This window comes from Streptomyces sp. NPDC088747, assembly GCF_044751025.1.
Classification (GTDB): Bacteria; Actinomycetota; Actinomycetes; order Streptomycetales; family Streptomycetaceae; genus Streptomyces.
This window is the reverse complement of the sequence record NZ_JBIVKZ010000001.1, coordinates 572,594-591,672: the sequence shown is the minus strand read 5'-3', so window position 1 is coordinate 591,672 and position 19,079 is coordinate 572,594. Positions and strand designations below refer to the sequence as shown.

Below are 19,079 nucleotides of genomic sequence, written 5' to 3'. Positions count from 1 at the left end.
CGAGGGCTCAGGCTCCCGGCAGGTCGTAGGTGTCCAGCCGGCCGCACATGCCGTACTTGCCGTGCACGGCGGGGATCCGTGCGTGCACGGCGGCCTCGGTGAGATGGCTCACATCACCCGCGGCCAGGCGGTCGAGCTGTGCGCCCGTCGCCCTGGCGGCCCGCAGCGCGCCGCGTTCCCAGCGCTCGCGCCAGTCCTCCAGCCGCGGGAGGACCAGGGCGGCCGCGGCCTCGAGGAAGGTGCGCAACGGACCTGGCTCACCCGCCTCGGTGGCGGCCCGCAGGACGGCGAAACCCTCGACAGCCAGGTCACGCCGGCGCCGCGCGGCCGCCTCCGTGTCCTCGGCGGGCAGGGAGACGGCCGCCGCGTACGTGCGCGGGTCGGTGAGGTGGGCGGGCGGCAGGGTGAGGACCGCGTCGCCTGCCTCCGGAAGACCGTTGTTCTGCATCAGGACCGTGATGCGCAGCGCGTCCTCGTCGACGAGCCGATGGATCGTGCCCGGCGTGAACCACACCACGGACCCGGGTGCCAGCGGCGTCGACGTGAAACCCCGGCTCGTGAGCGTCTGCACGGCGCCCCGGCCCGACTCCACCACGTATCCCTCGGTGCAGGTCAGATGCAGGTGGGGACTACCGCCGCAGTGACCGTCCGCCGCTTCCCAGTCGTAGACGGAGAGATGGGAGACGCCGACGGCGCCCGGCAGGCCGTCGAAGCTCACCACGGCTGCTCCGCGAGATAGGTGGCGATGTCCCCGCGCTCCCAGCGGCCGTCCGCGACGACGACACGGTAGCGCCGGATGAGGGTGTCGCCGGGAGCGAGGACCAGTTCGTCGTAGAAGGCCCAGGAGGGGGCGACGGCCGCGAAGGGCTCGTTGCGGACGAACCAGTGCGCGGGATGAGTGCCGCGCTCACCGGTGTGATCGTTCTCGGGGGCGTGGGCGAAGACGACGGTCGCGTGCCCGTCAACGCCGTCGAACTCGCCGCTGAGCGCGAGCCACTGCGACTGGGTGCCCATGACTTCGGGACCTTCCGCGTCGGCGGTCAGGATCCGGCCCCCGCGGAAGGCGCGCGGTCCGCGCCAGAACAGGCCCGTGTACCCGGCGAGTTCGCGGCCCTCGGTGGTCGGACTGCCGAAGCGCAGCGGCTCCTCGCGGAGGTTGGTGACGGAGGTGGAGAGGGTAAGGTGCCAGGCGCCCGGGTCCCGTCGCGGGACGGCTGTCTCGACGCGGCGTCGCTCGTCGGCCCACGCGGAGCCGTCGTGTGCGCGCCAGGTCAGGCGCTCGGCGAGGACCGCGAGGCCGTCCTGCGCACGTACCTCGTCGAAGCCCTCGTGGGTCATCGAGCCGACCCGCTCGGGCAGTTCGAGGTATCCCTCGCCGTGCACGTAGGAGTTACCGCCCCACAGGTTCTGTCCGGAGAGGTGGGAGGCCGTCAGCTGGATGCCCTTGTGCCACCGGTGGTCGTTGGGCCGGTAGTCGGTGACGACACCGCCGGAGAGCGTGGCGAGGGGATGCAGGTACGGCTTGGGTGCCTCGAAAGCGGCTTCCGGCGCGTAGACGTAGGAGAGCAGGCGGACGCCGCCGTGCGCCACATCGACCCGTTCGCCGTGAAGGTGGGTGAGTTTCACGCGGTGCCCTCCAGGTCCTTCGTGGGTGCCCAGCCCGGGGTGCCTCCGTGCAGGGCCGAATAGAAGTCGTCGCCCGGCCCGATCTCACCCGCGTGGACCGTGCTGTCGGTGAAGGCCGACTTGTAGAGGGCCGAGACAAGTTCGAGTGTGGTCCTGCCGCCGGCCCCGCTCGTGCCGGGACGCCTGCCCAGGCGCAGGTCGTGGACGAAGGAACGCACCTGTGCCAGGTGCGAGCTGGGCTCGTCCGCGCCGAAGTCCCGCCACGCGGCAGCCGTCTCTTCGTGGACCCCGGGAGCGGGGGTGATGTGCCAGTCGGCATTAGAGTGGCCGTACAGGTGGGTGACTTCCACCGTCGCGTGTTCACAGTCGATCCGGATGCGGCTGACCTCGTCGGGGCTCAGGACGCTGTTCACGACGGTGCCGAGCGCCCCGTTCCGGAAGCGGACGAGAGCGGTCGAGACGTCTTCGGTTCGTACGTCGTGGATCAGCCGGCCCGCCATGGCCTTGACTTCGGCCCAGGGGCCGAGCAGATCGAGGAGCAGGTCCATCTGATGGATGCCGTGCCCCATCGTGGGCCCGCCCCCCTCGGTCTCCCACTGGCCGCGCCAGGGCGCGGCGAAGTACGCGGCGTCGCGGTACCAGGTGGTCTGGCAGTGCGCCACCAGCGGGCGTCCCAGCACCCCGTCCCGCAGAAGGCGCCGCACGTGGCGTGGCCCGGAACCCAACCGGTGCTGGAACACGAAGGCCGCGTAGGGACCGTCGTCGCCCTCCTCGGCGAGCATCTCGTCGAAGCTCTCCAGAGAAGGGCAGGGCGGCTTCTCGCACAGCACCCACGCGCCGGCCCGCAGGGCGGCGACCGTCTGCTCCCGGTGTGTGGCGGGTGGAGTGCAGAGCACCACGAGGTCGGGCTTCTGTTCCGCGAGCATGAGGTCGAGCCTCGTATAGGGGTGCGGGATGCCGCCCTCCGCGCAGAAGGAGCGGACGGACTCCTCGGAGACATCCACGGCGGCGACGACGTCCACCCCGGGGGCGAGGGACCGCAGAGCGGGCAGATGGGCTCCCCTCGCGATCGAGCCCGTGCCCACGACGGCGGTGCGCAGCGTGCGGTCGGAGCGCGGCGAATCGGTTGCGGCTTCTGTGCGTCCTGAGAAGCGGGACAGAGCGAACACCCCCACGGTGCATTACGTTAGCAAGCGCTTTCCCGTGAACCTACGAGCCGTATGAGAACGTTGTCAACCTTGGCACCGCCCCAGTCTGGGAACGTTTTCAGAATGCGCAAGCCGGAGGTCGGCAGAGCCCTGCCCCGGGCTGAGGTGAGTGCCGGGTCGTTCGGAACGATGCCTTTGGCGACGGTTGGCTCGACGTAGCGGGCGTACAGCTCGACGTCGGGTCGGCAGCTCCGAGCGGGCCGGGGCTCCGCGGGCCGGAGCGAGGAGCCGGTCGAAGGCCAGAACCCAAGCGGGAGCTGTCAGACGAAGAAGGCGTTCATACCGGGCACGTCGGAGGGACAGGTCTCGGTACTCGCGATCCTTCCGTCGCAGAGTCGGCTGACCAAGGCCAGGAATTCGCCCAGCACAGCGTCCTTCCAGTGCGCGGTGTCGTGCAGGGACGGCGCCATGTTCTCGCTGCTGACCAGGAGACGCAGCAGCTCGAAGTCGAGCCCGTACGAGGCGATCCGCTGAGCGCGCTCCACCACTGCTCCGGCGCCTTCGGCTGTGCCGGAGATGGTGTCGTCTCCGGGCAGGTCCAGGTGGCGTCGTCGTGCGGCAGGGCCCGTACGCCGTCCCAGTCGCCCGAGACAAGTGCCTGGTGGAAGGTGCGCCCGAGGATGAGGGAGGCTTCGTCGGCGGACATGACATTCCCATCACAGCACTAACGAGTTGGTGCGTGACAGCAGGTGGGGCGTGTGTGTTCTGCGCACGGCGTCCGTCAGGTGGTGACGCTGCGATCGGACACCAGGGTGGCGATGGCCTGGCATGTGTCGGGGAGTCGGCCGCGGCGGTGGGTCCAGCGCGTCGGTTGTTTCGAGCGTTTGCGGCCGGCGAGGGCGTGTTCGACCACGATCCGTTGCGAGATGTGCTCGTGCCGTTGGCATTCGTTGTGATCGAGGAAGGGGAGTGTCGCGCCTGGCCGTAGCTTGCGGGGCTGGGCCGGAGCCTTGCCCCGATGGTCTTTGCTCAGGCCGAGACAGCCGTCGTCGAGGAGGAGCCGGACCCGGTCGAAGGTATGGAAGCATCTGCTGATACCGGCCGGACGGGCGGCAGTGGCGTCGCTAATTGGCCCGGGCCGTAGGGCGTCGGTCCACGAGGTGCGACCCTGATGATCGGCGATGACGGTGGCCTTCATGGTGTGCTGCTTCTTCTTGTCCGATATGAAGGCCCGCCGGCCGCCGCGGCCTGTGGACGGGGGGCGGGCCTGGACCTCGGTGGCGTCCAGCCGCCGCCGGACACTTTCGGCCTTAGGTGTAGGCGAACACATCCTCCAGCGTCCGCAGCCGCACACCGGGTCGTCCCGGAGCCGCACACCGGGCCGTTTCGGGACGGCGAAGCCCCGCCCGGCCGGCAGTCGGCGCACCTCACCCACCGCCCTGGTCACGGTGGAGCGGTCCACCTCGTACAGCAGGGCCGGCATGGCGTGCGGCAGGTGGATGAGTGTGGCTACCAGCCGGTCCACGAACACCAGCTGATGCCGGGCACCGGCGCCCGGCGCCCGCTTCCTCGCCCCGCCCCGCCCCGGTCTTGGTACCGGCGCCCTCATCCTGACCACCCACGGCCTGGCCAACTCCGCCGCCTTCTTCGAAGGCGGCACATGGCAACCTCCGCAGCCGGTGGTGGTGGGGTCAGCCGATGCTGACCCCACTGGCAACTGTGCCGAGGTTCCCCCAATTTCCGTGACCGTCGCCGCCCTGCCAGGTGTAGACCGTCGCGGAGTTCGTGGTGTTGTCTCCGAAGACGTAGTCGGCATTTCCGTCGGCGTCGAAGTCCGCGAAGGAGACCCGGCTCGGATCGCTGGTCATGCCGGACGCGACGTGGCCGCGGCCGAGCCAGCCACCCCGGCCGTCGCCACCACGGTTGAGGTAGGCAGAAACCCCACCGTCCGAGCCGATCCAGACGTAGTCCGCCCGGCGGTCGCCGTCGAGGTCCGTCCACCGGACGGTGTCAGCACGGCCTGTCTGGCCGGTGGCCACCTGGCCCAGCGGGGACCAGCCGCCCCGGCCGTCACCGCCGCGGTTGAGCCATACCGACACCGCCCCGGAAGCGCCGGTGAGCAGGTAGTCGGCGCGTCCGTCACCGTCGAAGTCGGCAAAGCGCACCCGCGTGGCATCCGATGTCTGGCCGGTGGCCACCTGGCCCAGCGGGGACCAGCCGCCCCGGCCGTCACCACCGCGGTTGAGGTAGGCATCGACCCGGCCGTTCGACGCCACCGTGAGGTAGTCGGTCATGCCGTCGCCGTCGAAGTCACCCCAGCGCACCTTCCCTGTCGTACCGGACTCGTTGCCTGCCTCCGGGCTTCGAGAACCAGTGGCCCAGCCGGCCTCGACCGCCTCGTCGAGGCCGGCGTAGAAGGAGTTGGCCATGCTCTGATAGCCCGCGTCGTTGGGGTGGAGCCGGTCGGCGAACTGCGCGGAGGTCAGCGCGGGCGGATGGAGGTAGAGGAACTTGTGACCGGCCGCCTGTTCCTTGGCCTGCACCTTTTTCACGGCAGCGTTGAAGGTGGCGACTTTCGCCTCCAAGCCGGACGTTGTCGGTATGAGCCCGAGGGCGATGACGCTGACCCCGGGGCGGTTGGCGAAGATGCGGTCGACGAGGCCGGTGAAGCGGGCCGGCGCGTTGGCGATGTCGACGTTGCGATCAAGGTCGTTGATCCCGATGTGCAGCAGAACCACATCAGTCGGCGTTGCCGCCATATACGCGTCGATCTCGTCGCGCAGCTGGGAAATGACCCAGCCGCTGTGCCCCTCGTTGGCCTGGTCCGGAAGGGTTCCAGAACCTTGCGATCCAACAAACTGCACGGTGTATGGCGCTTGTGCCGACACCAGGCGGTACAGCGGGGCACGGTAGGACGAAGTACTTGGGCTGCCCACGCCCCACGTGATGGAGTCACCGAGCGGCATGACTCGCAACTGAGGCTTGGCTGTGGCGGCGTGTGCGGGTGCGCCAGGGATGAGACAGAGCAGAAGGGCCGTCAGGACGGCGGCCATCACCGCTCCGCCACGGCCCGAGACGCCTCGTGCGCCGATCCGGAGGCGCCGTCTCAAGGTGGTTTTGACAGACATCTTGTTCCTCACGCAGTACCTGTTGCACACGGCTGCTGTGGTGCTGTTCCCCACCGGCCCAGCGGGCGTGGATAACGTTGTCAAGAGCGTGTCGAGAATAAGTATGCGGACTGGTCTGGCGTGCACACATGCATCTCCTGTCGTCGTGGGGTACGACCGTCGCAGTGCATCAGTGTTGAGATTGGTCCAGACCATAATGACGAGGCGGGTGCACGTCAATACCGGCCCGCGCTAATGGCGGGCCGATCTCACGGTCCCGCCTTGAGGTCCTTCGGCCGTGAACGAGCTGCGCGCGGAACCCCCGATGCGGTCAGCGGCAGGAAGCGCCGAAGCCGCCGGACGCCCAATCCTTTATAGGTCAGTGACAAGGGCGTCACCGGTGCCACATGTGCAGCGGCCCCGACGGGTTTCAGCCGTGATTTCGAGCCTGGCGCATCACTTCACACATGTCGTCGGCTGATGAGGACGGTCCCGTCGTCCCGGCATATGACGGTTCGGCGGACGGCACGTTCCTCGGATGCTTGCGCGGCCTGCCGAACGGAGCAATGATGCGCCGTTCTTGTATCAACTGCCCAATGTCATGACTAGCCTTCTGCTCGACCCGACCTCTCGGTGGGACCGCTGAAAGTTAACTGGCCGCCCTCATGGCTCGCTTGCCTGCTCCCCTCGGGCACCCGATCGACATGCATATTGTGCAGCGCATGGGCCGTGCATCACATGGTCACCGGCTGTCCAGCATTTGCCCACCTGTGCCCAACAGGAAAGGTTGCGCGGCCCCGTACACGCCACTCGCCATGGCCATGGCGCCATCACGAAGGCCGTTCTGACGGTCACTCCGCCACCACCCGAATGGACTCGCGCCCTTTGGTCGCAGCCACCTCCCCGACCGGCGTCGCGACCGCGGCGGGCCTTGTCGGAGGCCGCTTCCCACTGCGTCCAGTCGAAATCTCCCGGGCCCACCTCTCCACCGTGTCCTGCAGTGCGTCGGTGACCGGTTCTGCTGCCGGGGGTGCGCCGGGTGTGTCGAGCCAAACGGTGGTGTCCGGTGCGGGGAACAGTGCTCGGAACTCCTCGGACCTCCTCAGCCGGGCGCCGTCGCGACTGCCTCCACCTCGACGACGAGTTCCGGCATTCCGAGGGCAGCCACCACCGCCAGCGTCTGAGCCGGCCAGTTCCCGTCGGGATACCAGTCGGCGAACCGTTTCTGGCGGGCCTGACATTCGACGAGCGCTTCGATGACGGCTTGCAACCATAGTCGATGGGATCCGCTGGCAGTTGGCTTCTCGTGAACCGGGCGGGGTCTGTTGGGTGACGACACCGCATCCGCGTGCCTGCGAGTACCTCCGGCGCACGCGGGCCACCTCAAAGCATCGCCAGGCCGGGGTCGTGCAGAAAGGCCGCCAGGTCGGCCAGCAGTTGAGAGCCCTGCTGGCCGTCGACGAGCCGGTGGTCGAAGGAGAGCGCCAGCTGAGTGACCCACCGGGGCTCGATCGTCTCGGTCCCCGACGCGTCGGTGACGACCCAGGGCGTTCGGCGAATGGCGCCCATGGCGAGGATGGCCGCCTCACCCGGGTTCAGGATGGGCGTTCCTGTGTCTACGCCGAATACGCCGACGTTCGTGATGGTGATGGTACCGCCGGTCATGGACTGGGGCGTTGTCTTGCCCTCGCGGGCCGTGCTGGTGAGCGTGGCAAGCGCTTGGGCGAGTTCCCGCAGTGGCATCTGGTCGGCGTTCTTGATGTTGGGGACGACGAGCCCTCGTCCGGTCGCGGCGGCGATGCCCAGGTTGACGTAGTGCTTGAGGACGATTTCCTGCGTCGGCTCGTCCCAACTAGCGTTCGCTTCAGGGGTGTTACCCAAGGCCAGTAGGAGTGCGCGGGCCACGAACAGCAGCGGTGTGACACGCAGCTCTCGGAACTCGCGGCGGACGGCCACCGTGTCGCGGAGTCGCATGGTCGCCGTGATGTCGACTGTCATGAACTCGGTGACGTGTGGTGCCGTGAACGCGGAAGAAACCATGGCGGCAGCGGTGTGCTTGCGGACACCTCTAATCGGGATGCGGGTCTCGGCCGCGGGGGCCGGGATCCTCGGCTCCGGGGCTTTTGTCGCTGTCGGTCCGGCCTGCACCGCCCTGCGCACATCGTCGCGGGTGACGGCACCTCCAGGGCCTGTGGGTGTGACGGTGGTGATGTCGACGCCCAGGTCCTTGGCGAGTTTGCGGACGGGGGGCTTGGCTGCAGTCCGCTCCGTGGCCGCTACCTGGACGGGGGACGGGGCTGTTGGCTGGTCCGCGGACGGTGAGGGCAAACTCCTGGGCCGGCGCCGCCGACGGCGATCCCTGCCTTCCTGCGGGCCGTACCCCACCAGCAGTGCTTCCCTGTCGGGAGCCGCTGCGGAGTCCGCTGCGGCGGTGGGATCCGTCCCAGGGGTAGTGCCGTTGGTCTCGCCGAGGATGGTGATGAGAGGTTTGCCCACGGGCAGGGTTTGCCCTGCCGGAGCGTGGAGCGTGCCGACCACTCCTGCGTACGGCGAGGGGAGTTCGACGGCGGCCTTGGCTGTTTCCACCTCGACGAGTACCTGGTTGATCTCCACGGAGTCGCCTACCTGGACGGCCCATTGGAGGATCTCGGCCTCGGTGAGGCCCTCGCCGACATCAGGTAGCAGGAAGATGTGCTCGTTCGACACGATGACCCGCTCCTCCTTCAAAAGCTCATGCTGTGGTCGAGGGCGTCGAGGATGCGGTCGACCCCCGGAAGCCAGTCCGACTCAAGGCGGCTGGGCGGATAGGGCGTGTCGTATCCGGTGATCCGCAGGACGGGCGCTTCGAGGAAGTGGAACTCCTCCTGCTGGATGCGCGCGGCCAGCTCCGCCCCGAATCCATGGGAGAGGGGAGCCTCATGAGTGACCAGGGCTCGTCCGGTGCGGTGGACGGACTGCCGTACGGTGTCCAGGTCCAGTGGTGAAAGGCTGCGCAGGTCGATGACCTCGACGCTGCGCCCTTCTTCGGCAGCGGCATCGGCGGCTTCGAGAGCTGCCGGAACCATGGGGCCGTACGCGATGAGGGTGGCGTCGGTGCCGGGGCGTATCACCCGGGCCCGGGTATACGGCGTCGGTGTTTCGTCGGTGACCTCTCCCTTGGTCCAGTAGTGCCGCTTGGGTTCTAGGAAGATCACCGGGTCGTCGTCGTCCACGGCCTGGCGGATCATGTCATACGCGTCCTGCGGGTTGGAGCAGGTGACGACCTTGAGACCGGCGGTGTGGGCGAAGTAGGCCTCGGGCGATTCGGAGTGGTGCTCGATGGAGCCGATGCCGCCGCCGTAGGGGATACGGATGACCACGGGCAAGGTGATCACACCGCCAGAGCGGTGCCGGAGCTTCGCGAGCTGGCTGATGATCTGGTTGAGGGCTGGGTAGACGAAGCCGTCGAACTGGATCTCGCATACCGGCCGATAGCCGCGCAGGGCGAGACCGATCGCGGAACCGACAATGCCTGCTTCGCCGAGGGGGGTGTCGATGACTCTCAGGCTTCCGAATTCCTTCTGCAGACCATCGGTGACGCGGAACACCCCGCCCAGCCGCCCGATGTCCTCGCCCATCAGTAGGACTTTGGGGTCGTCCGTCAGGGATGTGCGAAGTCCGTTGTTGAGGGCCTTGACCATGGAGATGCTCATCGGGGGGATCCGCTCTGCTGGTCGGAGGCGATGTACTCCTCGTGCTCGGCGAGCTGGCGTCTGAGCTCGGCTGTCATGTCGGTATAGGTGTTCTCGAAGGACGACGCGTTATCCGGCGCAGGCAGTGACCGGCAGCCGGTCCTGAGGTGCTCTGCGAGTTCTTGTTCTCGTCGTGCAATATCGGCGAAGTACTTCTCGTCGGCCGCGCCGCTGGCTGTTATGTGCAGACGCAGTCGCTCCAGCGGATCTTTGGCCGTCCACGCCTTGGTTTCGGCGGATGGCCGGTAGCGGCTGGCGTCGTCGGCGGTGGTGTGGGCGTTGATCCTGTAAGTCACCGCTTCGATCAGGGTCGGCCCGCCGGCGGAACGCGCACGGGCCAGTGCTTCGCCGGTCGCCGCGAGGCAAGCCACCACGTCGTTGCCGTCGATCCGTACACCGGGAAAACCGAAGCCGGCCGCACGCTGAGCGACGGGGACCCGGCTCTGCACGCTGTAGGGAGCGGAGATGGCCCACTGGTTGTTCTGGCAGAAGAAGACCACGGGCAGGTTCTGGGCCGCGGCCCAGAGGAACGCTTCGTTGGTTTCACCCTCGCTCAGGGCTCCGTCGCCGAGGAAGACCAGTACCGCAGTGTCTCGTGAGTTGTCCCCGGATCCGATCACGTCGTCCCGGACCAGGCCCATGGCGTAGCCGACCGCATGGAGGGTCTGTGCGCCGATGACCAGGGTGTAGAGATTGAAGCGACGTTCGTACGGGTTCCAGCCGCCCAGTGTTGACCCGCGGAAGAGGCCAAGGAGCGACACCGGGTTGAGTCCGCGGCACCAGGCCACTCCGTGTTCACGGTAAGTGGGGAACACCATGTCCTGCTCGGCCAGCGCGTGGGCGGCACCGACCTGAGCCGCCTCTTGGCCGCGCAGAGAAGGCCACAGACCCAGTTCCCCCTGACGCTGAAGTGCGATCGCTTCGGAATCCATGCGGCGTACCAGCGTCATGTCCCGATGGAGCGCGAGGAGATCAATGGCGGGAGGGAGTTGAAGTCTGCTGTCAGGCTTCAGGACGCCCTCGGGCGAGAGGAACTGAATCGGACCGTCAGCCGGATCGGCGCCCCTGGTCGGCTTGGCTTGCTTGCGTGGCATCGTGAGTCTCGTTTCCGGTGCGGGGTTGGGCGCGGACGGATGTTTGGGATATGGGGCGCTGTGTACCAGCGCGGTGCCAAAGGGAGCGCTCCGTCGAGGCGGACGACGCTGCTGTTGACTATGGAGTTGTCGACGCTGTGCTCGACCGGCGCGGCGTACTCGTCCGGTACACCCCACCGGGAGGGACGAGACACGGAGACCTCCAGCCCTGCACGCGCCCTCTCCGGCACTCCTGCCATGAGAGGCGTGTCGAACAGGCTGGATACGGCCGTGACGTCGGCCGCCACGAAGTGTGTGGGCCGTGGACGGTCGGCCACCTCACGGCCCGCTCTGATAGGCAGGTCCAGCACCCGACGCTGGCATCCTGCCCATGTAATTTTCTGGCCGGCGACGCGTCCGAGGCCGGACGCGCCGCCGGAGACGACAGTTGCGGCATCGCGAAACTGCAGGGCAGATTTCCTCATGTGCGCGAATGAAGGGGTCACGGAGGTGGTCAGCGTGCAGGGTCGGCGAGTTGACGGCTGATCACCAGGCGCTGGATCTGGTTGGTGCCTTCAAAGATCTGCGTGACCTTCGCTTCCCGCATGAACCGTTCCACCGGGTGGTCGAGCACGTATCCGGCGCCACCGAGGACCTGCACCGCATCTGTAGTGACCGCCATGGCCGTGTCGGTCGCGATCAGCTTGGCCACACTGGCCTGCCGGGTATACGGCTGGCCGTTGTCCTTGCGGCGTGCGGCAGCCACGTAGGTGGCCCGGGCGGCTTCGGTCTTCGCGGCCATGTCGGCGAGCAGAAACCCGACGCCCTGGTGTTCGATGATCGCCCGCCCGAACGTCTGCCTTTCCCGCGCATAGGCGAGCGCGTAGCTCAGGGCGGCCTGCGCTATCCCGACGGCGACCGCGGCGATCCCGAGCCGGCCTGCGTCGAGTGCCGACAGAGCGATCTGCAGCCCCTGGCCAGGAGCGCCAACGAGCCTGTCTCGAGGGATGAGAGCATTCTCGAAACGCATCTCGGCGGTGCTCGAGCTTCGCAGACCCATCTTGCGTTCCGGTGTTCCCGCGACAAGCCCCGCGGTGTCGGCCTCTACGTGGAAGCACGAGACACCCCGACGTGCGTCAGAAGACGTCCGCAGGAAAACGGTGTAGAAGTCGGCCTGACCACCGTGAGTGACCCAGGCCTTCGTGCCCCGCGCGGTCCAGCCCTGCGGTGTTTGCGCCGCGGAGGCACGCAACGCCCCGGGATCAGATCCCGCATGGGTTTCAGACAGGGAGTACGCACCCAGAGCCTCGCCGCCCAGCATCCGCGGCAGAAGTTCGGCCCGCTGCGCCTCAGTACCGAACCCGGCCACCGGGTGGCAGGACAGCGTGTGCACACTCATCCCGACCGCCACCGCGGCCCAGCGCGCGGCGATCTCTTCCAGCACCTGCAGGTACACCGTATAGGGCTGACCCCCGCCGCCGACATCCTCACCGAACGGCAGCGTCAGCAGCCCGACCTCGCCCAGAAGACGGAAGACCTGGCGGGGGAAACGGCCCCTTTCCTCGAACTCGGCGGCTCGTGGCCCCAGTTCCTTGTCCGCAATGTCCGTGACCATGTCCAGCAGGTCATGGGCCTCGCGGGTCGGCAAATCGCGCTCCACTTTCACTGCTGCGCCCTCTCCTGTGGTCTCGTCCCCGTGGGGGACCACAGTTGACAGCCTTCCGCTCTGATGCAATTAACCTGCCGAGATATTGTTGTACGCGCAAAAATTATGAAGTTTGATCAGCATCCCGCGCACAAAACCTGCTCACAAGTGAGGTCGGCCCATGCCGGGTACCGAACATGTCGACAGCGTCGACAGCGTGATCATCAACCTGCTGGCGCAGGACGGCCGACGGCCGGTCACCGAGATCGCCGAGCACGTCCGCCTATCCCCCTCCGCCGTGAAGCGGCGCATCGACCGCCTCGAACGGGTCGGAGTGATCGCGGGCTACACGGTCATCCTGGACCACGGCAAACTCGGGTCCAGCTTCGAAGCCTTCGTCGAACTACGATTCGCCGGCGACGTGAAGGTCGAGATGATCACCATGGCAGCTACCAGCGTCACGGAGGTCCTGGAGGTCTTCACGGTCGCCGGAGACCCCGACGCGCTGGTCCGGGTACGGGTGTCCGGCGTCCAGCACTTGCGCGAGGTCATCGACCGACTGCGGCGCGCCGGGCCGGTGATCGGGACGAAAACTCTGATGGTGCTGGGCACCTGGCGACGCGACGCCCGAGCCGGGTCCGACAGCTCGGGTGGGCAACCGTAGGCACCCTCGCCCTCGCAAGTCCTTGGAGGCGGTGGAAGCGCGGACCTGGATTTGCCCGAGAGGCGCAATAATTTGCCTACGAGGTTGACTTCCCTGGATGGCCGGGCGCAGGCTGAAGAATGCCCAGCAGCATCGAAGAAGGAGGCCTGAGCACCATGTCCGTGTCGACTGAGAGCGCCGGCGCAGAGAGTCTGGACAGCGTCGGCGAGCTCGACATACCCCAGCTACCCGACGCGAAGGAGTCACTCAAGGCCGAACGCCGACACCGCAAGGAACAGCTTGCGATCGCCTTCCGGGTCTTCGCCCGGTACGGCTTCGACGAAGGCATCGCGGGACACATCACGGCACGCGACCCGGAGTTCCCCAACCGCTTCTGGGTCAACCCTTACGCTGTGCACTTCTCGAAGATTCGGGTGAGCGATCTGCTCCTCATCGACGAGCAGGGACAGGTGGTCGAGGGCGAGCGTCGCACCAACAAGGCCGCTTTCTGGATCCACTCCTCGATTCACCATGCGCGCCCCGAAGCAGTCGCTGTCGCGCACGCTCACACGATTCACGGCCGAGCGTTCGCCTCGCTGAACAAACTTCTCGACCCGATCGTCCAGGAGTCCTGCGCCTTCGCCGGAGACCATGTGCTCTTCGACGAGTACAAAGGCCTCGTACTGGAGAAGGAGGAGGGCGAGCGCATCGCCGAGCGGCTCGGAGGCAGCAGAGCGGCGATCCTGCGTCATCACGGGCTGCTCACCCTGGGCCGGTCCGTAGAAGAGGCGGCATGGTGGTTCATCACGATGGACCGGGCCTGCCAGATGCAGCTCCTGGCCGACGCGGCAGGGACGCCGCGCGTTATGAGTGACGAGGAAGTCACCCTGGCGCACCGACAGTTCAGCAACGCCAACATGGCCCGGCACAACTTCAACCTCCTCGCCGGACTTGTGGTGGAGGAGGATCCCGATGTCCTGCGGTGACGCACGGATCTGACCGTGGTCGCGGTGGCGCTCGACCGCCCCTTCCGCAGCCGTCTTGGGGCGTCGGCATGTGTGCCGAGCCTGACATCAGACTGGAGACGCAATGTCGATCCAACGAATGAACCCGGTCACCCTCGCGGCCCCGATCCAGGGCCTCTACACTCACGCGGCGATCGGCACGGGAAGCCGCTTCATCGCGATCGCCGGGCAAATCGCCCTGGACAAGGACGGCAACCTCATCGGAGTCGGCGACCACGAAGCGCAGGCCGAACAGGCCTTCCGAAACTTCCGGGCTGCCCTGGAGGCCGCCGGCGCCACTCCGGACGATCTGATCAAGAACACCATTCACGTCGTCGGCCACAGACCCGAGTTGATCGGCCCCATCTTCGCCGCGGGCCAACGCGCCTTCGACGGCACGTGGCCGGTATCGGCGAGCACCTTCCTCGGCGTGCAGACGCTCGGCCTGCCCGACTGGCTCATCGAGGTCGATGGGTTCGCCGTTCTGCAGTGAGACCGCCAAGCGGCCTCACCCACTCAGACAGGCAGCCCACTCGATCTGTGCTTCCATGACAAAGGAGTCCTGATGCCGCTTGTTCCTGGCGTACAGCGCCTCATCGACAAGACCTCGGACGGACCATCGTTGGCGGACATTCCCCTCCAGCAGGCCCGGCTCCAGCTCGACACGTTGTCCGCGAGCTTCGGCGTGGGCGACAGGGTCGGTTCCACTTCCGTAGTCGACATCCCGACACCGTCAGGAGCCGTCTCGGCACGGGTGTACCGCCCGGAAGGCGTTTGCGGCCTGCCGCCTCTGCTGTACTTCCACGGTGGCGGATGGTCGGTCGGCGGTCTCGACACCTCCGACGCCCTGTGCCGCAAACTCACCGCGCGCAGCGGAGGCGTTGTGGTGAACGTCGACTACCGGCTGGCGCCGGAGAACCCCTACCCCGCCGCCGTGGAGGACGCGCTCGCCGCGGCCGCATGGCTCAGTCAAAACGCTGGCGACCTCCATGCCGGAGGGCCGGACATCCTCGTCGGCGGTGACAGCGCCGGGGGCAATCTCGCCGCAGTGGTTGCACAGGCCTCGCGGTCCGCCAATGAGTTCACGGTACGAGCCCAACTGCTCATCTGTGCGGCAGTGCACCTGGACCGTCGCCGCGGATCCTACGTGGAGTTCGCCGAGGGCTACTTCGCGTCAACGAGCGAATTCGAATACTGGATCAGCCTCTACGCCCCGGATCAGGATCTGTCGGACCCGCGGCTGTCCCCTGCCGCCGCCGCCGACCTGGCGGGCACACCCGCGGCCTTGGTCGTCACCGCCGAGTACGATCCGCTCCGCGATGCTGCGGAAGAATACGCTCGTGCGCTGCGGGCGGCAGGCGTCGACGTGGATCTGTTCCGCGTTGCCGGACAGATCCATGACTTCCCCGTGCTGGGCGATCTCATCCCCGAAGGGGACGCAGCAGTCGACGGCATCGTCGACCGCTGGCGTGCGCTGCTCGCAGGAGGTTCCGAGGCGAAGCCCGTCTGATTACGGCAGGGCGGCCATCGCGAGTTCCCTCCGAGGCCGCCGCGTCGTGCTTGGCGTTACCTCTACGCAGCCGAGCGGCTGCGTGCCTTCGGCGCATCAGGGACTCCACCGGGGCCTTGCGGCGCCAGGAACGGCCGAAGCGGGAACGCAGCCGCGCCTGGTAGACGAGACGTTCCTGCTCCAGCTTGATGACCTGCTCGTAGGAGTGCACCTCCCACAGCTTCATCCTGCGCCACAGCAGGAACGTGGGGAGCGGGGAGAGCAGCCAGCGGGTGGGGCGTACGCCCTCCATGTGTTTGTCGGCGGTGATGTCGGCGATCCGGCCGATCGCGTGCCGGGCCGCCTCCACGGAGACCACGAACAGGATCGGGATGACCGCGTGCATGCCCACGCCGAGCGGGTCGGGCCAGGCGGCGGCGCCGTTGAAGGCGATCGTCGCGGCCGTCAGCAGCCATGCCGTCTGCCGCAGCAGCGGGAACGGAATCCTGATCCAGGTGAGGAGCAGGTCGAGCGAGAACGGGACGCATATGCCCGCGTCGATGCCGATCACTGCGATGACGACCGCTCCGAAGATGATGATGACAATGAGCATGAGCTGGACGTGGTTGGTCCGCACCGTGCGGCGGGCGCTGTGGCCGCGTGGGCGTGGTAGACGGAGACACTCCACATCTGGTCTTTTTGCTCAAGCAAGCTTAATATTGCTTAGGCAAGTATGTCGCTCGTCTGTGAGCCTTATGATCACTCTTCACTGTGTCGCTCGCTTGCGGCCGTACTCTCCGCGGGAGAACGATCATGATCGAAACCAACTGGCTCGTCGGTTTTCGCTATCTCGCCGACGATCGTATAGTCCACTGTTTCTACGTCGTACGCGATGTCGCTGATCGATACAGCGCGCAGTGCCTGGCGGCCGCAGAGGCGGCTTCCCCGCACGATTTCGCTGCTCGCGGGGGTCGTCCGCTTGATCAGAGCTGGATGCAGGTGGAGTGCCTCCACTCCACTCCTCTCGGTGACTTGATCCTTTCCCCGGCGTAGATCTCGTCTCAGGTGGTCCTCCACCTAACGCATCGAACACCGCGGCCGGCCTCCTGCGGCGGTGTTGCGCTTCTGTAGGTCTCTCGGTCGAAGGCTGGGGGCCTGCCGCCCTGGCTGCCGCGACGCAGTCGGTAACCCTGCTGGTCCGCAAAGAATGGGGATCACTGCCCCGATGCCGCGCTCCCGCAGATGCTCTGCAACTTAAATGCGAATGCATCGATCACCTCGCGATGATCCCGCCACCGGCCACCCCTCCCCAGGGTCCGGTCCGTGAGCAACGGCGAACTCGCAGCCCTGGCCGCGGAGACGAACGGCTTCGCGGTCAGCGCAGCGGCGACATCGGATCACCCCGCTCATCGGGTTCCACCAGCGCCAGCAGTGCGGACCGAAGTCCTGGATCAAGATCCGCGGATCTCTTGCGGCCACCACCGGGCCTGCGTACCCGGCCCAGAGCTTCCTCGCCGGCTTCCAGTTCGTCCACGCCTTTGCGGACCGTCGTCTCGCTGACCTGGGCCGCCCGCGAGACCACCCGGATACCGTCATGGCCCGGGATCCGGGCCTCGGCCCTCATCATCTACCGCCGCTGCCGTTCGTCAAGGTAGCGGGAACAACACTTGGAACCTCGCAGTGAGTTGACCGCGAACCGCATCGGAGACGCTCACGTCACAGCGACGAGCCGCATCACGAGAAGCAACGCCTTGACTCCCGCGAGCCTTACGCGCAGCAAAAAGCAGCAGGGGCCAGGTAGACAGCGACGGTGCGCAGCGTTTTCTCAAGGAGGGAAATGCCGGGGGCCAACATCACGGGCAACATGTCCCATGGCCCGATGAAGATCATCGCTTTGGTGGCTTGCCTGCCCTTGGCGTGCGCCACCCGGCGGCGGCTTTGAGGGCCGTCGCATTCCATGCCGTCGGCCAAGCGGCGATGGCGCGGCTCACCGCCGGGCAGAATTCGCCTAGTAGGCAAATGATATCGCCTATCAGGTTGACCGCATGTTCTGCTCGGCCTGATCCTGTAGGTATCGCAGCGGCCGACGCGCAGGAGGAAGAGCACGATGTCGACGTTCGTACTGATTCATGGTTCCTGGGGTGGCGGCTGGGTCTGGGACCGCATGCGTCCCGTTCTGGAAGAGGCCGGCCACCGTGTGCTGACTCCCACGCTCACCGGGCTCGGTGAGAAACATGACCTGTCCCGGCCGGATGTAGGGCTTTCCACCCACGTTGGGGAGATCGCCGACCTGCTCACCGCCGAGGAGGTCGACAACCTGATCCTCGTCGGCCACAGCTACGGCGGCATGGTCATCACGGGGGTGGTGGCCCTGGTCCCGCATCGCATTAGCCAGGTCGTGTATGTCGATGCATTCGCCCCTGTCACCGGCGAGTCGGCGTTCACAGTGCTGCCGTGGCTGGAAGACGCCTTCACGGCTCCCGAAGGAGGCCCGGACTGGGAGGTCGCCCCGCTGGACCCGCGCGCACTCGGCGCGGACGAAGACGGGGCCGCTTGGATGGAGAACCGCATGACCCCGATGCCGCTTCTGACCCACGCCGAACCGCTCGGCCCGGGCAGTGAGGACGGCCTTGAGGGTAAATCGGTGACCTACATTCATTGCGCGGCCCAGGAGTTCTTCAACGACACCGCTGCCGCCGCAGCAAGGCGTGGATTTCGGCTAGTCACCCTCACCGAAGTCACTCACGTCGAGGTGTTGGTGCAACCACAGGTTCTAGCCCGCGAACTGCTCCTGCTTCCCTGAATGCTCGGTGAAGGGTCAGCGTTGGCGTTTCGCCGGTGGCACAGGATGATGCATCGGCATCGTCGCGGCGGTCGAGGCGATCAGCACGATGGCGGGCGCTCTGCTCGTGTTGGTCAGGCGGTGAATCTTCGACGAGTCGAAGTGAAGGGAGTCGCCGGAGTTCAGAGAAATTTCCCTGTCGGCCATGCGGAAAATGACCTCTCCTGACAGGATGTGCAGCCACTCTTCGCCCACATGCTTGGCGTCCTTGGTCGACTTTCCGGGCTCCACCACGACCCGGATGGCCGCAATCGTCGACCCCGGGCCGCTCAGGACGCTGTAGTACCCGTCCTGCCCGGGATGCTCGACCACATCGTCGGCGCGTACGAGGTGATAGTCCTCCGGCTCCTGCTCCTGGATCAGCTCACTCAGCGAGATCCCGTACACCCGGGCGATCTGGAGGAGACTGCCGATGGACGGCTGCCGGTGCCCCTTCTCCAGACGGGAAAGATGTGTGACGGAGATGCCGGTCTGCTCGGACAAAGCCACCAGCGTGATGCCGCGTTCGCTGCGTAGGTCTTTGAGCCGATGGCCTACCCAGGCGTCTATCCCATTCTCGTGCGCCATGGTCGTAACATACACACCTCACAGGCAACGCAAGTTGCTGGATGGGTCAAGGCCCGTCGGTGATCTCGCCCTCCACGGCAGCTTCGTAGCCGCTTGGTCAGCCGTTGCAGCAACCCGCCTTCGCCGGTCGGCTGCAGACCCACAACTCAGGCCCGGTGCACCAGCTCGTCGATCAACTGGTCGTCCACGGCCTTCGCCGACACC

General features: G+C 66.9%; 18 protein-coding genes and 4 pseudogenes. 5 read left to right on the top strand and 17 right to left on the bottom strand.

All coding sequences use genetic code 11. From position 1 onward, the window contains the following. Window positions 1–7: 7 nt before the first annotated feature. The 11 genes and pseudogenes from ACIP79_RS02990 to ACIP79_RS02940 all read right to left on the bottom strand — a co-directional run bounded on the left by ACIP79_RS02990 (window position 8) and on the right by ACIP79_RS02940 (window position 12,351). Window positions 8–721: a cupin domain-containing protein gene (locus ACIP79_RS02990; RefSeq protein ID WP_401218446.1), complete on the bottom strand. Its 714-nt coding sequence runs from the start codon at window positions 719–721 to the stop codon at window positions 8–10. Further along, on the bottom strand, window positions 715–1,659 hold the full coding sequence (locus ACIP79_RS02985) for a PmoA family protein (RefSeq protein WP_401219224.1): 945 nt from the start codon (window positions 1,657–1,659) through the stop codon (window positions 715–717). The genes ACIP79_RS02990 and ACIP79_RS02985 overlap by 7 nt, the downstream gene beginning before the upstream one ends. Beyond that, the gene (locus ACIP79_RS02980; protein ID WP_401219221.1) at window positions 1,623–2,726 is read right to left on the bottom strand and encodes a Gfo/Idh/MocA family protein; all 1,104 of its coding nucleotides are present in this window, start codon (window positions 2,724–2,726) and stop codon (window positions 1,623–1,625) included. The genes ACIP79_RS02985 and ACIP79_RS02980 overlap by 37 nt, the downstream gene beginning before the upstream one ends. 368 nt (window positions 2,727–3,094) lie before the next feature. Continuing rightward, complete coding sequence (locus ACIP79_RS02975) at window positions 3,095–3,322, bottom strand: hypothetical protein (protein WP_401218443.1); 228 nt, start codon at window positions 3,320–3,322, stop codon at window positions 3,095–3,097. Window positions 3,323–3,555: 233 nt separating this feature from the next. After that, window positions 3,556–4,434 (bottom strand): annotated as a pseudogene (locus ACIP79_RS02970) (transposase family protein). A gap of 31 nt (window positions 4,435–4,465) precedes the next feature. Then, entirely contained in the window at window positions 4,466–5,827 is a 1,362-nt protein-coding gene (locus ACIP79_RS02965) for an FG-GAP-like repeat-containing protein (RefSeq protein WP_401218440.1), read from the bottom strand. 1,156 nt (window positions 5,828–6,983) lie between these two features. Then, window positions 6,984–7,151: a hypothetical protein gene (locus ACIP79_RS02960; RefSeq protein WP_401218437.1), complete on the bottom strand. Its 168-nt coding sequence runs from the start codon at window positions 7,149–7,151 to the stop codon at window positions 6,984–6,986. Window positions 7,152–7,264: 113 nt separating this feature from the next. Next, window positions 7,265–8,587, bottom strand: coding sequence for a dihydrolipoamide acetyltransferase family protein (locus ACIP79_RS02955; RefSeq protein WP_401218434.1), 1,323 nt, complete (start codon window positions 8,585–8,587; stop codon window positions 7,265–7,267). Window positions 8,588–8,604: 17 nt separating this feature from the next. Then, entirely contained in the window at window positions 8,605–9,582 is a 978-nt protein-coding gene (locus tag ACIP79_RS02950; RefSeq protein WP_401219219.1) for an alpha-ketoacid dehydrogenase subunit beta, read from the bottom strand. Further along, entirely contained in the window at window positions 9,570–10,706 is a 1,137-nt protein-coding gene (locus tag ACIP79_RS02945; RefSeq protein ID WP_401218431.1) for a thiamine pyrophosphate-dependent dehydrogenase E1 component subunit alpha, read from the bottom strand. The genes ACIP79_RS02950 and ACIP79_RS02945 overlap by 13 nt, the downstream gene beginning before the upstream one ends. 493 nt (window positions 10,707–11,199) lie before the next feature. Further along, window positions 11,200–12,351, bottom strand: a complete 1,152-nt coding sequence (locus ACIP79_RS02940; protein WP_401218428.1) for an acyl-CoA dehydrogenase family protein — start codon at window positions 12,349–12,351, stop codon at window positions 11,200–11,202. 160 nt (window positions 12,352–12,511) lie between these two features. Here ACIP79_RS02940 and ACIP79_RS02935 point away from each other — a divergent pair, with 160 nt between their 5' ends. The 4 genes from ACIP79_RS02935 (at window position 12,512) to ACIP79_RS02920 (ending at window position 15,487) form a co-directional block, all read left to right on the top strand. Next, window positions 12,512–12,994: an Lrp/AsnC family transcriptional regulator gene (locus tag ACIP79_RS02935; RefSeq protein WP_401218425.1), complete on the top strand. Its 483-nt coding sequence runs from the start codon at window positions 12,512–12,514 to the stop codon at window positions 12,992–12,994. A 155-nt stretch (window positions 12,995–13,149) separates the two neighbouring features. Then, a complete protein-coding gene (locus ACIP79_RS02930; RefSeq protein ID WP_401218422.1) occupies window positions 13,150–13,959 on the top strand; it encodes a class II aldolase/adducin family protein in 810 nt (269 codons plus the stop codon). Between the two features lie 118 nt (window positions 13,960–14,077). Further along, window positions 14,078–14,470, top strand: coding sequence for a RidA family protein (locus ACIP79_RS02925; protein ID WP_401218419.1), 393 nt, complete (start codon window positions 14,078–14,080; stop codon window positions 14,468–14,470). A gap of 72 nt (window positions 14,471–14,542) precedes the next feature. Continuing rightward, window positions 14,543–15,487 (top strand): alpha/beta hydrolase, encoded by a 945-nt coding sequence (locus ACIP79_RS02920; protein WP_401218416.1) that lies wholly within the window; start codon window positions 14,543–14,545, stop codon window positions 15,485–15,487. 79 nt (window positions 15,488–15,566) lie between these two features. Here the strand turns inward: ACIP79_RS02920 and ACIP79_RS02915 are convergent. The 5 genes and pseudogenes from ACIP79_RS02915 to ACIP79_RS02895 all read right to left on the bottom strand — a co-directional run. After that, window positions 15,567–16,079, bottom strand: a pseudogene (locus ACIP79_RS02915) (DUF2637 domain-containing protein); the annotation flags it as partial. A 146-nt stretch (window positions 16,080–16,225) separates the two neighbouring features. Further along, a complete protein-coding gene (locus tag ACIP79_RS02910; protein ID WP_401218413.1) occupies window positions 16,226–16,480 on the bottom strand; it encodes a hypothetical protein in 255 nt (84 codons plus the stop codon). A gap of 107 nt (window positions 16,481–16,587) precedes the next feature. After that, window positions 16,588–16,708, bottom strand: a pseudogene (locus tag ACIP79_RS02905) (IS5/IS1182 family transposase); the annotation flags it as partial. 136 nt (window positions 16,709–16,844) lie between these two features. Next, window positions 16,845–17,181, bottom strand: a pseudogene (locus ACIP79_RS02900) (ISAzo13 family transposase); the annotation flags it as partial. A gap of 52 nt (window positions 17,182–17,233) precedes the next feature. Further along, entirely contained in the window at window positions 17,234–17,437 is a 204-nt protein-coding gene (locus ACIP79_RS02895; RefSeq protein ID WP_401218411.1) for a hypothetical protein, read from the bottom strand. A 136-nt stretch (window positions 17,438–17,573) separates the two neighbouring features. Between ACIP79_RS02895 and ACIP79_RS02890 the strand changes: the two genes are divergently transcribed. Then, a complete protein-coding gene (locus ACIP79_RS02890; RefSeq protein ID WP_401218408.1) occupies window positions 17,574–18,269 on the top strand; it encodes an alpha/beta fold hydrolase in 696 nt (231 codons plus the stop codon). 15 nt (window positions 18,270–18,284) lie between these two features. On the opposite strand, the gene ACIP79_RS02885 is transcribed toward ACIP79_RS02890, so the two are convergent. After that, a complete protein-coding gene (locus tag ACIP79_RS02885; protein ID WP_401218405.1) occupies window positions 18,285–18,875 on the bottom strand; it encodes a helix-turn-helix domain-containing protein in 591 nt (196 codons plus the stop codon). Window positions 18,876–19,079 lie beyond the last annotated feature (204 nt).

Coding starts and splice junctions, on each gene's coding strand:
- ACIP79_RS02920 (WP_401218416.1), top strand. CDS start 14,543: ATGCCGCTTGTTCCTGGCGTACAGCGCCTCATCGACAAGACCTCGGAC.
- ACIP79_RS02945 (WP_401218431.1), bottom strand. CDS start 10,706: ATGCCACGCAAGCAAGCCAAGCCGACCAGGGGCGCCGATCCGGCTGAC.
- ACIP79_RS02890 (WP_401218408.1), top strand. CDS start 17,574: ATGTCGACGTTCGTACTGATTCATGGTTCCTGGGGTGGCGGCTGGGTC.
- ACIP79_RS02965 (WP_401218440.1), bottom strand. CDS start 5,827: ATGGCCGCCGTCCTGACGGCCCTTCTGCTCTGTCTCATCCCTGGCGCA.
- ACIP79_RS02930 (WP_401218422.1), top strand. CDS start 13,150: ATGTCCGTGTCGACTGAGAGCGCCGGCGCAGAGAGTCTGGACAGCGTC.
- ACIP79_RS02925 (WP_401218419.1), top strand. CDS start 14,078: ATGAACCCGGTCACCCTCGCGGCCCCGATCCAGGGCCTCTACACTCAC.
- ACIP79_RS02885 (WP_401218405.1), bottom strand. CDS start 18,875: ATGGCGCACGAGAATGGGATAGACGCCTGGGTAGGCCATCGGCTCAAA.
- ACIP79_RS02935 (WP_401218425.1), top strand. CDS start 12,512: ATGCCGGGTACCGAACATGTCGACAGCGTCGACAGCGTGATCATCAAC.